Source organism: Streptomyces sp. NPDC031049, assembly GCF_055571015.1.
Map to the genome: position 1 here is coordinate 17,330 of NZ_JBVIGC010000008.1, position 13,279 is coordinate 30,608.

General features: G+C 71.4%; 11 protein-coding genes. 2 read left to right on the forward strand and 9 right to left on the reverse strand.

The window, feature by feature from the left end:
• Positions 1-3: 3 nt before the first annotated feature.
• On the reverse strand, positions 4-348 hold the full coding sequence (locus ACZ45Q_RS15400; protein WP_468260452.1) for a metal-sensitive transcriptional regulator: 345 nt from the start codon (positions 346-348) through the stop codon (positions 4-6).
• 254 nt (positions 349-602) lie between these two features.
• On the opposite strand from ACZ45Q_RS15400, the gene ACZ45Q_RS15405 reads away from it, so the two are divergent.
• Positions 603-1,223 (forward strand): DUF47 domain-containing protein, encoded by a 621-nt coding sequence (locus ACZ45Q_RS15405; protein WP_468260455.1) that lies wholly within the window; start codon positions 603-605, stop codon positions 1,221-1,223.
• A 9-nt stretch (positions 1,224-1,232) separates the two neighbouring features.
• The gene (gene pitH / locus ACZ45Q_RS15410) at positions 1,233-2,231 is read left to right on the forward strand and encodes a low-affinity phosphate transporter PitH (RefSeq protein WP_468260457.1); all 999 of its coding nucleotides are present in this window, start codon (positions 1,233-1,235) and stop codon (positions 2,229-2,231) included.
• Between the two features lie 537 nt (positions 2,232-2,768).
• Here pitH and pstB read toward each other — a convergent pair.
• The 8 genes from pstB to mshD all read right to left on the reverse strand — a co-directional run bounded on the left by pstB (position 2,769) and on the right by mshD (position 13,211).
• Positions 2,769-3,545, reverse strand: a complete 777-nt coding sequence (gene pstB / locus ACZ45Q_RS15415) for a phosphate ABC transporter ATP-binding protein PstB (RefSeq protein WP_468260460.1) — start codon at positions 3,543-3,545, stop codon at positions 2,769-2,771.
• A gap of 50 nt (positions 3,546-3,595) precedes the next feature.
• On the reverse strand, positions 3,596-4,663 hold the full coding sequence (pstA, locus tag ACZ45Q_RS15420; protein WP_468260462.1) for a phosphate ABC transporter permease PstA: 1,068 nt from the start codon (positions 4,661-4,663) through the stop codon (positions 3,596-3,598).
• Positions 4,660-5,664 (reverse strand): phosphate ABC transporter permease subunit PstC, encoded by a 1,005-nt coding sequence (gene pstC, locus ACZ45Q_RS15425; RefSeq protein WP_468260465.1) that lies wholly within the window; start codon positions 5,662-5,664, stop codon positions 4,660-4,662. The genes pstA and pstC overlap by 4 nt, the downstream gene beginning before the upstream one ends.
• 142 nt (positions 5,665-5,806) lie before the next feature.
• A complete protein-coding gene (gene pstS / locus ACZ45Q_RS15430; protein WP_468260468.1) occupies positions 5,807-6,931 on the reverse strand; it encodes a phosphate ABC transporter substrate-binding protein PstS in 1,125 nt (374 codons plus the stop codon).
• A 369-nt stretch (positions 6,932-7,300) separates the two neighbouring features.
• Complete coding sequence (locus ACZ45Q_RS15435) at positions 7,301-7,696, reverse strand: NUDIX hydrolase (RefSeq protein ID WP_468261140.1); 396 nt, start codon at positions 7,694-7,696, stop codon at positions 7,301-7,303.
• A gap of 134 nt (positions 7,697-7,830) precedes the next feature.
• The gene (locus tag ACZ45Q_RS15440) at positions 7,831-9,171 is read right to left on the reverse strand and encodes a CHAD domain-containing protein (protein WP_468260471.1); all 1,341 of its coding nucleotides are present in this window, start codon (positions 9,169-9,171) and stop codon (positions 7,831-7,833) included.
• Positions 9,152-11,536 carry an RNA degradosome polyphosphate kinase gene (locus ACZ45Q_RS15445; protein ID WP_468260474.1) on the reverse strand — a complete coding sequence of 795 codons (2,385 nt, stop codon included), beginning with the start codon at positions 11,534-11,536 and terminating at the stop codon, positions 9,152-9,154. The genes ACZ45Q_RS15440 and ACZ45Q_RS15445 overlap by 20 nt, the downstream gene beginning before the upstream one ends.
• A 745-nt stretch (positions 11,537-12,281) precedes the next feature.
• A complete protein-coding gene (gene mshD / locus ACZ45Q_RS15450; RefSeq protein ID WP_468260477.1) occupies positions 12,282-13,211 on the reverse strand; it encodes a mycothiol synthase in 930 nt (309 codons plus the stop codon).
• Between the last annotated feature and the right edge of the window lie 68 nt (positions 13,212-13,279).

The window sequence follows — 13,279 nt, forward strand, 5'->3', positions numbered from 1 at the left end:
GGCTCAGGTGCGCAGCAGGCGGCCGATCGCCTTCGTGGCCTCCTCCACCTTCGCGTCGATCTCGTCGCCGCCCTTGAGGGCCGCGTCGGCGACGCAGTGGCGCAGGTGCTCCTCCAGGAGCTGGAGGGCGAAGGACTGCAGGGCCTTGGTGGAGGCCGAGACCTGGGTGAGTATGTCGATGCAGTAGACGTCCTCGTCGACCATCCGCTGCAAGCCGCGGATCTGGCCCTCGATGCGGCGCAGCCGCTTGAGGTGCTCGTCCTTCTGCTTGTGGTAGCCGTGGACACCGCGGTCGTGGTCGGTCACCACGGGGGAGGGCGCACCGGCGCCGGCCTCGGTGGTCGTCATCGCGTCCTCCTGGGGGTGCGGTTCGCGGGCAACGGGTGGGACGGACAGTCGGACAGAACCTCCGACATATACCCCTGTCGGGTATATGGTAACGAACTTCCCGGGGTAGGGGAGCCTTGGCCCCGGGGCCTCGGACCGCCCCCCTGCTCATCACTCTGCCTGATGGGCGACACTGGTGGACGGCCCGTTAGCCGTGGCCGGATGATGCGCCTAGCATCAGCCTGACCGAAACCGATGCACCCCGAGGACCACACGTGCGCTTTCGTCTGACCCCCAGGGAGACGAGCTTCTACGACATGTTCGCCGCATCCGCGGACAACATCGTCACGGGCTCGAAACTCCTGATGGAACTGCTCGGGGCGGACGCATCCGCCCGGGCCGAGATCGCAGAGCGTATGCGGGCCGCGGAACACGCCGGTGACGATGCCACGCACGCGATCTTCCACCAGCTGAACTCCTCGTTCATCACGCCGTTCGACCGTGAGGACATCTACTCCCTCGCGTCGTCCCTCGACGACATCATGGACTTCATGGAGGAGGCCGTCGACCTGGTCGTCCTCTACAACATCGACGAACTGCCCAAGGGCGTCGAGCAGCAGATCGAGGTGCTGGCGCGGGCGGCGGAGCTGACGGCCGAGGCCATGCCGAACCTGCGGACCATGGACAACCTCACCGAGTACTGGATCGAGGTCAACCGGCTGGAGAACCAGGCCGACCAGATCCACCGCAAGCTGCTCGCCCATCTCTTCAACGGCAAGTACGACGCGATCGAGGTGCTCAAGCTCAAGCAGATCGTGGACGTCCTGGAAGAGGCGGCCGACGCCTTCGAGCACGTGGCGAACACGGTGGAGACCATCGCGGTCAAGGAGTCCTGAGGCGCGTCCATGGACACCTTCGCTCTGGTCGTGACCATCGGGGTCGCGCTCTTCTTCACGTATACGAACGGCTTCCACGACTCGGCCAACGCGATCGCGACGTCGGTCTCCACGCGGGCGCTGACGCCGCGCGTGGCGCTCGCGATGGCGGCCGTGATGAACCTGGCCGGCGCGTTTCTGGGCTCCGGGGTCGCCAAGACCGTCAGCGAGGGGCTGATCGAGACGCCCGAGGGCTCGACGGGCATGGGCATCCTGTTCGCCGCGCTGGTCGGGGCGATCGTCTGGAACCTCATCACCTGGTACTTCGGTCTGCCCTCGTCCTCGTCGCACGCGCTGTTCGGCGGCATGGTGGGCGCGGCGCTGGCCGGGGGGACGTCGGTCTACTGGCACGGGGTGGTCGACAAGATCGTCATTCCGATGTTCGTGTCGCCGGTGGTGGGTCTGCTGGCCGGCTACCTGGTCATGACGGCCATCATGTGGATCTTCCGGCGGGCCAATCCGCACAAGGCGAAGCGGGGGTTCCGTATCGCGCAGACGGTGTCGGCGGCCGGGATGGCGCTGGGGCATGGTCTCCAGGACGCCCAGAAGACGATGGGCATCGTGGTGATGGCGCTGGTCATCGCCGACGTCGAGGACTACGGCGATCCGATTCCGGTGTGGGTGAAGATCGCCTGTGCGGTGATGCTGTCGCTCGGGACGTACGCCGGTGGCTGGCGGATCATGCGGACGCTGGGGCGGAAGATCATCGAGTTGGATCCGCCGCAGGGGTTCGCGGCGGAGACGACCGGGGCGTCGATCATGTTCGGGTCGGCGTTTCTGTTCCACGCGCCGATCTCGACCACGCATGTCATCACGTCGTCGATCATGGGGGTCGGGGCGACGAAGCGGGTGAACGCCGTGCGGTGGGGTGTTGCGCGGAACATCATTCTGGGGTGGTTCATCACGATGCCGGCGGCTGCGGTGGTCGCTGCGCTGTCCTTCGGGGTCGTGAAGCTGGCGTTCTTGTAGGGCGGGGCCGGCGCGCTGGGCGTCGGTTGTGCGGGTGCCCGGCGTTGTGGCTGAGGCCGGGGCGTTGCGCGGCCCGGCGGAGCGGGGTGCCGCCCGCGCCCACGAAATGTTGCCGACGGTTCGTTGGTCCCCTGCGTTGTGGCTGAGGCCGGGGCGTTTGCGCAGCCCGGCGGAACGGGGTGCCGCCCGCGCCCACCCTCCCCCACTCTCGGCTTCGCTCGAGCGGGGGGACCCCCATCGCCCTGGGGGTACCTCCCAGGCCGTTCAGGCACTGGGGGAGGCACGACTGCCCGCGGCTGGGCAGTGCGGCTCGCCCCGGCGCGGCCCCGTGCCACCCACCGGGCCGTAGGCGCTACGCGTGCCCCCACCGGAGTCGCAGCGGCGCCGTAGGTATCCAGCCATGGCGCCGCAGCGTGCACGGTCCGAGGCCGGTTCGTGGTCGGGGTGTGGGAAGGCCCGCCTCCGGGAGCCAGAGGCGGGCCGGCCTCGCGGTGGCACCGCCATGCAGCACCGCGAGGGGAATGAGGGGCGGTCGGCTCAGCCGAAGCGGCCGGAGATGTAGTCCTCCGTGGCCTGCACCGACGGGTTGGAGAAGATCCGCTCCGTCTCGTCGATCTCGATCAGCTTGCCGGGCTGTCCGACCGCCGCCAGGTTGAAGAAGGCGGTGCGGTCGGAGACACGGGCCGCCTGCTGCATGTTGTGCGTCACGATGACGATCGTGAAGCGCTCCTTCAGCTCGCCGATCAGGTCCTCGATGGCGAGGGTGGAGATCGGGTCGAGGGCGGAGCAGGGCTCGTCCATGAGCAGGACGTTCGGCTCGACCGCGATGGCGCGGGCGATGCACAGGCGCTGCTGCTGGCCGCCCGACAGGCCCGAGCCCGGCTTGTTCAGGCGGTCCTTCACCTCGTTCCAGAGGTTCGCCCCGCGCAGGGACTTCTCCACCACGTCGTCCAGCTCGGACTTCTTGTAGCTGCCGTTCAGCCGCAGACCCGCCGCCACGTTGTCGTAGACCGACATCGTCGGGAACGGGTTCGGGCGCTGGAAGACCATGCCGACCTCGCGGCGGACCGCCACGGGGTCGATGCCCGCGCCGTAGAGGTTCTCGTCGTCGAGCATCACCTTGCCCTCGACGCGCCCGCCCGGGGTGACCTCGTGCATCCGGTTGAGCGTGCGCAGGAACGTGGACTTGCCGCAGCCGGACGGGCCGATGAAAGCCGTCACGGAGCGGGGCTCGATGGTCATCGAGATGTCCTCGATGGCCAGGAAGGAGCCGTAGTAGGCGTTGAGGCCGCTGACATCTATGCGCTTGGCCATGTGAATCACTGCTTCTTTCGGGTCGCTGACGGTACTGACTCGTGGCCGCGTCAGCGACCGGTGTTCGGGGCCTTCCAGCGGGCGATCCCGCGGGCCACCAGGTTGAGGATCATGATGAACGCGATGAGCGTCAGGGCCGCCGCCCACGCACGGTCGTACGCCGCCCCGGAGCCGCCGCTGTTGGCGTACTGGAGGTAGATGTACATCGGCAGGGATTCCTGCGGGTCCTGGAACGGGTTGGCGTTGATGAAGTCCGTGCCCCAGACGAGCAGCAGCACGGGCGCCGTCTCACCGGTGATACGGGCGATCGCGAGCATCACCCCGGTGGTGATGCCGCCGATCGACGTCGGCAGGACCACCTTCAGGATGGTCCGCCACTTCGGCACGCCCAGCGCCAGGGACGCCTCGCGCAGCTCGTTCGGGACGAGCTTGAGCATCTCCTCGGTGGAGCGGACGACCACCGGGATCATCAGGATCGACAGGGCCAGCGAGCCGGCGAAGCCGGACGGGCCCATGTTCATCATCAGGATCCAGGTGCTGAGGATGAACAGGCCGGCGACGATCGACGGGATGCCCGTCATGACGTCGACGAAGAAGGTCACGGCCTTGGCGAGCTTGCCCCGGCCGTACTCGACCAGGTAGATCGCGGTCAGCACGCCGACCGGCACGGAGACCAGGGTGGCGAGGCCGACCTGCTCCAGGGTGCCGAGGATGGCGTGGTAGATGCCGCCGCCGGGCTCGGTGTCGGCGATGACGCCCATCGAGTGGGTCAGGAAGTAGCCGTCCAGGACCTTCACACCGCGCTTGACGGTCTCCCAGACCAGCGAGGCCAGCGGGATGACGGCGAGGAGGAACGCGACCCAGACCAGGCTGGTCGCCGTGCGGTCCTTGGCCTGCCGGCTGCCCTCGACGCGGGCGGAGATGCCGTAGGAGCCGAGCACGAACAGCAGGGAGGCGATCAGCGCCCACTGGATGCTGCTGTGCAGGCCGGCCGCGGCGCTGATGCCCAGGCCCGCCGCGACGGAACCCGCGGCGACCGCCCACGGGAACCACTTGGGCAGCGTGGCGCCGCGCAGCGAGGGGCCGGGCCGCTTGTCGGTGAGGGATGCGTGGCTCATGCGTTGGCCCCCGAGTACTCCTTGCGGCGGGCGATGATCAGGCGGGCCGCGCCGTTGACCAGCAGGGTGATGACGAAGAGCACCAGACCGGAGGCGATCAGCGCGTCCCGGCCCATCACGGTGGCCTCGTTGAACTTGCTGGCGATGTTCTGGGCGAAGGTGCCGCCGCCCGGGTCGAGCAGGCTGGCGCCGATGTCGAAGCTCGGGGAGAGCACCATGGCGACGGCCATCGTCTCGCCGAGGGCGCGGCCGAGGCCGAGCATCGAGGCGGAGATGATGCCGGAGCGGCCGAACGGCAGCACGGACATGCGGATGACCTCCCAGCGCGTGGCGCCGAGGGCCAGGGCCGCCTCCTCGTGCATCCGCGGGACCTGCCGGAAGACCTCGCGGCTCACGTTGGTGATGATCGGCAGGATCATGATCGCGAGCAGGATGCCGACGGTGAACAGCGAGCGCGGGGCGCCGCCGTGCCATTCGAGGACGCCGGTCCAGCCGAAGTAGTCGTCCAGCCAGCCGTAGAGGCCGTCCAGGTGCGGCACGAGGACCAGGGCGCCCCACAGGCCGTACACGATGGACGGCACGGCGGCGAGCAGGTCGACGACGTACGCGATGGGGCCGCCCAGCTTGCGCGGGGCGTAGTGGGTGATGAACAGGGCGATGCCCACCGCGATCGGGACCGCGATGGCCATGGCGATGATCGAGGACACGACCGTGCCGAAGGCGAGCACCGCGATGCCGAACTCCGGCGGGACGCCGCTGGGGTTCCACTCGAAGGCGGTGAAGAAGTTCGCCTCGTTCTCGCTGATCGCGAGGATGGCGCGGTAGGTGAGGAAGGCCGCGATGGCGGCCATGATGACCAGCACCAGGATGCCGGACCCGCGGGAGAGCCCGACGAAGATCCGGTCACCGGGGCGGGTGGCACCGCGCGGGGTGGGCCCGGCCTCGGTCACGGATGGCTGGGGTGTCTGGGGAGCTTTGGTGGTCTGCGTGGGTATGTCCATCGGGTTCTCCGGTCTGCGGAGCCGCGTCGTGCGCGACGGCGGCTCGGGCGGAGCCGTCTCCCTCCCGGGGGGCTCCTGGCGGCGGTGCACCGGACGGTGCGGTCCGGTCCCCCGGATCGGGGGCCCGGACCACACGCTCAGGTCAGCTCAGGCCCGAGATGGTCTCGCGGACCTTGGTGATGATCTCGTCGGGCATCGGGGCGTAGCCCGCGTCGGCCAGCAGGGACTGGCCGTCCTCGGAGGCGATGTAGTTCAGGAAGGACTTGGTGGTGGGCAGCGTCTCCGCCTTGTTGCCCTTGTCGCACACGATCTCGTACGTCACCAGGACGATCGGGTAGGCGCCCTCGGCGTTCGGCGTGTAGTCCAGCTCCAGGGCGAGGTCCTTGCCCTGGCCGACGACCTTGGCGGCGCCGATGGCCGCGGTGGCGTTGTCGACGGTGGCCTTGACCGGCTCGGCGGCCTCGGTCTTGATGTCGACGGTCTTCATGCCGTCCTTGGCGTAGGACAGCTCCATGTAGGAGATCGCGCCGGCGGTCTGCTTGACCTGCTGCGCCACGCCGGAGGAGCCCTGCGCGGACTGGCCGCCCTCGGCCTCCCAGGACTTGCTGGGCTCGTACGACCACTCCTTGGGAGCGGCCTCCTTCAGGTACGTGGTGAAGTTGTCGGTGGTGCCGGACTCGTCCGAGCGGTGGAACGCCTGGATCTTCAGGTTCGGCAGCTCGGCGTCGGGGTTGAGCTTGGCGATCGCCGGGTCGTTCCAGTTCTTGATCTTGCTGTCGAAGATCTTCGCCAGCGTGGGCGCGTCCAGGACCAGCGTGTCGACGCCGGGCACGTTGTAGCCGACGGCGATCGGGCCGCCGACCATCGGCAGGTCGATGGCCTGGCCGTCCTTGCAGACCTTCTTGGACTGCTCGATCTCCTCCGGGTCCAGCGCCGAGTCCGAGCCGGCGAAGGCGGTCTGGCCCTGGAGGAAGGCGGTGATGCCGGCGCCCGATCCGGTCGGGTTGTAGTTGACCTGCACGCCCTTGCACGCCGCGGCGTACTGCTTGACCCAGGCGTCGATGGCGTTCTTCTGGGCGGAGGAGCCGGAGGCCTGGAGCTGGCCCTGGGCGTCGTCGCACTTGATGTTGCCGGCCTGCGTGCTCGCGGAAGCGTCGCCGGTGCCACCGCCCGTCTCGTCGGAGCCGCACGCCGTGAGGGCCAGGGCGCCGGAGACGGCAAGAGCACCGAGAGCGAGGGCCCGCCGGTTCATGCGCTGAAGCTTCACTTGAGGGAGTTCCTTCCAACAGCCGCCGTCCTGAATCGGCGGCGCGCGAGGACTGGGCGATACGCACGCGTTTTCGGGATGCGCCCGTATCGGGTAAGGCCGAAATTAGGCAGAACAGGTGAAGCCGCTTGTGGGCGTAAATGAACGCGGGGTGAACCCCTGGGGACAGTGCGGTGAGGTCACGGAACGCTTACGCCAAGGACACGAGGAGGTCCCGGACGGGCGGGCCGGTCGGAATGGGCGGCTGGACCGGTCGGATCGGACTGCTGGGCCGGTCGGATGGGGTGGTTGGGCGCCTGCGGGATGGGGCGGTTGGGTGCCTGTCGGAGCGGGCGGCCGGGTCGGACGCGGGGCGGTCGGCGGGTCGGGCTAGGCCGGACGCAGGGCCTTCAGCAGGTCCCCGACGAGGGTGCGGTCCCTCGGCTGGGTGAGGCGGGCCCGGGCGGCGTCGGGTGTCAGCCACAGGATGCGGTCCACCTCGTCGGTCGGCGTGAACTCGCCCCCGAGGGACTCGGCGGCCCAGTAGCGGACCTGCTTGGGCCGGCCCGCCACGACGTAGGACGACGTCGGCAGCTCGGCGCCCGGCACGGCCGAGCAGCCCGTCTCCTCGGCGACCTCGCGCAGGGCGCCGGCCAGCGGGTCCTCGCCCCGCTTCAGCTTGCCCTTCGGGTGGGACCAGTCGTCGTATTTCGGCCGGTGGACCAGGCAGATCTCGACCTCGCCGTGGACCGGTGAGCGACGCCAGAGGACACAGCCGGCCGCCAGGACCGCGGTGTCGTCCTGCGCGTCCTGTGCGTCCCTCGTGTCCTGCGCGTCCCTCGTGTCTTGCGCGTCCCTCGTGTCTTGCGCGTCCCTCGTGTCTTGCGCGTCCCCCGTGTCCTCCGCGTCTCCGGGTGCCGTCACGTCGTACCGACCGTTTCCTTCCGCCAGCAGTCCTGGAACGCGTACCGCGCCGCCTCCACCTCATGCCGCTGGTCGGCGTGGAGCACACCGAGCGCGTACGCCGTCGCCGGGGCGATCCGCGGGGTGCGGGCCGCCTGTGCCGCCGCCGCGGCGGCCTCGGAGGCGTCGCGGTGCCGGTCGAGGGCCTGGCCGGCGGCCAGCAGCCGGACGTCGACCGGGGCGTCCTCGCCGAGGAGCACCTCCCGGGCGTAGCGGTGCAGGCGCAGCAGCAGGCGGACCTGGTGCCAGGGGGCGTCCTGCGGGTGCGGGGCCGGGTCCGGGGACAGGCCGTGGACCAGAGCCTCCGCGTTGTACGGGCTGCCCGCGGTGACCAGCGGCAGCGCGGCGACCGCGTCCTCGAGGCGCTCCGCCGCGGCGGCGGCCAGCGGACGGAGGTCGGTGGCCGCCGGGGACGCCGCGGTGGCCGGGCCGGTCGCGAGGGGGACCTCGCTCGCCAGCACCGCCACCTTGTCGGCCACCGCGTGGAACCGGGAGGAGCCCAGAGCCTGGAGCGCGCTGGAGTGGGCGCGGGTGCGGGCGAGGGTCAGCCGGCGGTCCAGCAGCGCGCCGGCCTTGGCGGCCCCCACGGTGAGGTGGCCGCGGTCGGCCGCGGCGGGATGGGACGCGCCGCGGTCGGTGCCGGTCGGGTGGGGTGCGCCCCGATCGGGTGCGGCAGAGCGGGCGCGGGCGGTGGTGGTGGCGCTGGCGTGCATGCCGTCGGAGGTGGTTCCGGCCGGGTCGGTCGGCTGGGTGCCGGGGCCGGAAGGCCGGGGGCCGCCGGTGCGTGTCGGCTGGGCGCCCGTGCGGGCCGGCTGGGCCGGCGCGGGGGCCGGCCGGGTGGCGGTGCGGGGCGGCTGGGTGGCGGTGCGGGCCGGGTCGGCGGAGTTGCGCGGCGGCTCGGTGGCGTCGCCGGTCGCCTGGGCCGGGAACGCCGAGGAGCCGGACAGGCGGTGCAGGGCCTGGAGAAGCCGTTCCAGCCGGGACGCGTACGCGTGCTCCAGGGCCAGGGTGCCCGACACCCAGGCCAGCTCCGGACGCATGCTCTCCGCCCAGTCGGCGTCCAGCACGCCCTGGAACGTGTGCAGGGTGCCGCTGATCCTGCGGGCCGCGCGGCGCAGGGCGCGGGCCGCGTCGATGCCCTCCGTGCCGTTCGCGCCGTGGGCGCCGACGCCGGACTCCCGGTGCTGGCGCAGGGCGCGCAGGAACTCCGTGGCCTGGAACCGCAGGTAGTCCGCGAGGGCGTCCACCCCGACCGGCTCGGCGGCGGGGTCGGTCGGGTCAAGGTGCTGCTGTGCCACGCCGGCGCCTCCGGGCGTCTATGAGCATCTCCTGGATGTTGCGCAGGGGCTGGCCGTCCGCGTCCGTCGCGTGCCGGGTCCAGTCGCCGTCCGGGCCGAGGTGCCAGGACGCGGTGGTGTCCGACATGCCGGTCTCCAGCAGCCGGTTCAGGGCCGCCCGGTGGGCCGGGTCGGTGACCCGGACCAGGGCCTCTATACGGCGGTCGAGGTTGCGGTGCATCATGTCGGCGCTGCCCAGCCACACCTCCGGCTCGCCGCCGTTGCCGAAGGCGAACACGCGCGAGTGCTCGAGGAAGCGGCCGAGGACGGAGCGGACCCTGATGTTCTCCGACAGACCGGCCACACCGGGCCGCAGGGCGCAGATGCCGCGCACCCAGACGTCGACCGGGACACCGGCCTGGGAGGCGCGGTAGCACGCGTCGATGACGGCCTCGTCGACCATCGAGTTGACCTTGATGCGGATGTACGCGGGCCGGCCGGCGCGGTGGTGCTGCATCTCCTTGTGGATGCGGGAGACCAGGCCGTCGCGCAGCGACTTCGGCGCGACGAGCAGACGGCGGTAGGTCTCGCGGCGGGAGTAGCCGGAGAGGCGGTTGAACAGGTCGGAGAGGTCCGCGCCGACCTGCGGGTCCGCGGTGAGCAGGCCGAGGTCCTCGTAGAGGCGGGCCGTCTTCGGGTGGTAGTTGCCCGTTCCGACGTGGCTGTAGCGGCGCAGGGTGTCGCCCTCCTGGCGGACCACCAGCGACAGCTTGCAGTGGGTCTTGAGGCCGACCAGGCCGTAGACGACGTGGCAGCCGGCCTCCTCCAGCTTGCGGGCCCACTTGATGTTGGCGTGCTCGTCGAAGCGCGCCTTGATCTCGACCAGGACCAGGACCTGCTTGCCGGCCTCGGCGGCGTCGATGAGCGCGTTGACTATCGGGGAGTCGCCGGAGGTCCGGTACAGCGTCTGCTTGATCGCCAGGACGTCCGGGTCCTCGGCGGCCTGCTCCAGGAAGGCCTGCACGGAGGTGGAGAAGGAGTCGTACGGGTGGTGCAGCAGGACGTCCCGGCTGCGCAGGGCCGCGAAGATGTCCGGCGGGGACGCCGACTCGACCTCGGCGAGGTCGCGGTGGGTGCCGGCGACGAACTTCGGGTACTTCAGCTCGGGGCGGTCCAGGCCGGCGATGCGGAAGAGGCCGGTGAGGTCGAGGGGGCCGGGGAGGGGGTAGACCTCCGCCTCGCTGATCTTCAGTTCGCGGACGAGGAGATCGAGGACCTCGCGGTCGATGGACTCCTCGACCTCGAGTCGGACGGGCGGGCCGAAGCGGCGCCGCATGAGTTCCTTCTCGAGGGCTTGGAGGAGGTTCTCGGCGTCGTCCTCCTCGACCTCCAGGTCCTCGTTGCGGGTGAGGCGGAAGGCGTGGTGCTCCAGGACCTCCATGCCGGGGAACAGTTCCTCCAGGTGGGCGGCGATGACGTCCTCGATGGGGACGTAGCGGCCCGGGGAGGCCTCCAGGAAGCGGGAGAGGAGCGGGGGGACCTTGACGCGGGCGAAGTGGCGGTGGCCGGTGACCGGGTTGCGGACGACGACCGCGAGGTTGAGGGAGAGGCCCGAGATGTAGGGGAAGGGGTGGGCCGGGTCGACGGCGAGGGGGGTGAGGACCGGGAAGATCTGGTGCCGGAAGAGGGTGAACAGGCGGGCCTGCTCCTTCTCGGCCAGCTCGTTCCAGCGGACCAGGTGGATGCCCTCGCCGGCCAGGGCCGGGGCGACGTCCTCGTGGAAGCAGGCGGCGTGCCGGGCCATGAGCTCGCGGGAGCGGGCCCAGATCATCTCCAGCACCTCGCGGGGCTGGAGGCCGGAGGCGGAGCGGGTGGCGACGCCGGTGGCGATGCGGCGCTTGAGGCCGGCGACGCGGACCATGAAGAACTCGTCGAGGTTGCTGGCGAAGATCGCGAGGAAGTTCGCGCGCTCGAGGAGCGGGGTGTTCGGGTCCTCGGCGAGTTCGAGGACGCGTTCGTTGAACGCGAGCCAGCTGCGTTCGCGGTCGAGGAAGCGGCCCTGCGGGAGCTGGGCGCCGCCGGCCTGGGACTCCTCCGACTCCTCGTACGCGTCGAGGTCGGCGTCGATGTCGGGTTCCAGGTCGGAGACCGTGGCCGCGACCGTGTGGGGGCGGTGGGCGGCGATGGAACCCACGGAGGGCTGCGGGTGCTGCGGGTGGGCCTCGGCCTGGGTGTTCGACTGGCTCATGGACCCATTGTTCCGCGCCGCGAGCAGGACGGGCGCGTCGGAAAGCGCGGGTGGGAGCGCGGGGGTGCCGCGGGCGGTTCCGTTGCTCTCCGCGCCGCCCTCCGGGGGTGGCGACGGCTCTGGCACGACGGGCTTCATTGGCCGAGCGTCGCAAGGTCGTCTGAATCGATGGTTACGGGGACGTGACGTGTGGGATAGCGGGGGGAGGCCCGCAAGCGCGGGGTGCCTCCGGCGGTTGTGCGGGGTGTGGGGTGGGTGGGGGTTCGCGTGGTGTGTCGGGTGCGGGGTGGTGGGTGGATGCCTGCGGCGCCTGTGCGGGTGGGGTGGGGGTGCGCGTAGCGCCTTGGGCCGGTGGGTGGTGCGGGGCCGTGCCGGGGGGTCTCCGTCCTCGGAACGTCGCGGAATCGGCCAACGGGAAGGTTGCTCGTGTTGACGCGACAACCGCTGCGGGCGGAGACCCCCCGCCACGACCCCTCCCCGCCGTACGCGCCTGCGGGTAGCGCCCCGGCCCGTGCCTGGTTGCGCGCCGCGGCCGCCTGCGGGCAGCGCCCCGGCTGGCCGCCGCTCGCGCGCCGCGGGCGACTGCCGCAATCCGCGGGCAGTCGCACCGCCGGGGTGGTGCCCACCCACCGGGCGCGACCGTGCGAGCCCGCCGCGGCGGGCTGCCGCAGCCCGCGGGCAGCCGCGTCGCCCAGCCGCGGGCAGTCGTGCCGCTGGGGCGGCACGGGTGGGCGCTGGGGGTGCCCCCTCGGGGGGAGGCACCCCGTCACGCCGGGCTGCGCAACGCCCCCACGCCAGCGAAAGCGCCGGGCACCTGCAAACCGCCGGAGGTACCGCGCTGCGCAACGCCCCTACGCCGGGGACCTGCAAACCGCCGGAGGTGTCACGTCTCCGTGCGGTACATCAGGTCCGTCTCGTGTGTCGTGAAGCCCAGACGTTCGTAGACGGACACCGCCGCCTTGTTGTCGGCGTCGACGTACAGCATCGCCGTCGGCAGCCGCTGGCCGGCGAGATGCCGCAGGCCGATCGTGGTGAGGGCCCTGCCGAGGCCGCCGCCCTGGGCGTCCGGGCGGATGCCGAGGACGTACACCTCGCCCAGGCCCTCGCTCGCGTGCACCTTGGTCCAGTGGAAGCCGATCAGCTCCCCGGCCCGCTCGGCGAGGAAGAAACCGGCCGGGTCGAACCACGACTCGGCCTTGCGGTCGTCCAGGTCCCGCTGCGTCAGCGAGCCCTGCTCGGGATGGTGGGCGAAGGCCGCCGCGTTGACGGCGAGCCAGGCCGCGTCGTCCTGCCCGGGGACGAACGTGCGTACGGTCACGCCCTCCGGCAGCACCGGGTCGGGGAGGGCGAAGTCCGTCAACGGGCGCCGCATCTGGCGCAGTTCCCGGAAGAGGGTCAGGCCGAGGACCTGGGCGAGGTGCCGGGCGGCGGAGTGGCCGCCGTGCGCCCACACCCGCAGCCGCTTGCCGGAGGCGGCGAGCAGCGCCGACCCCAGCGCCCGGCCGTGGCCCTGCCCCCGGTGCGAGGGGTGGACGACCAGCTCGGCGGCCGGCGGCTCCACCGGGTCGGTGTCCTCCAGCTGGGCGTAGCCGACGAGTTCGCCCTCCCCGGTGGTGAGCAGCAGATGCGCGACACCCTCACGGGCACCCCCGCGCAATTGCAGCCGGCCCTGTTCGGACACGGCCTGCTGGCCGTCGTACCGGGCGGCCTCGGCGAGCAGGGCGAGAACGGTCTCGGTCTGCTCGGCGGTGAGTTCGGCGTACGTCTCGATCGAGCGGGTGCGGCCGGGCCGCGCGATGTCGTCGCTGGTCATGCGTACGAGAGTACGGGGCCGTGCCGGAAAAGTGGCGGCAGCGGGGAAACCCTCGAACACCCCGCCCG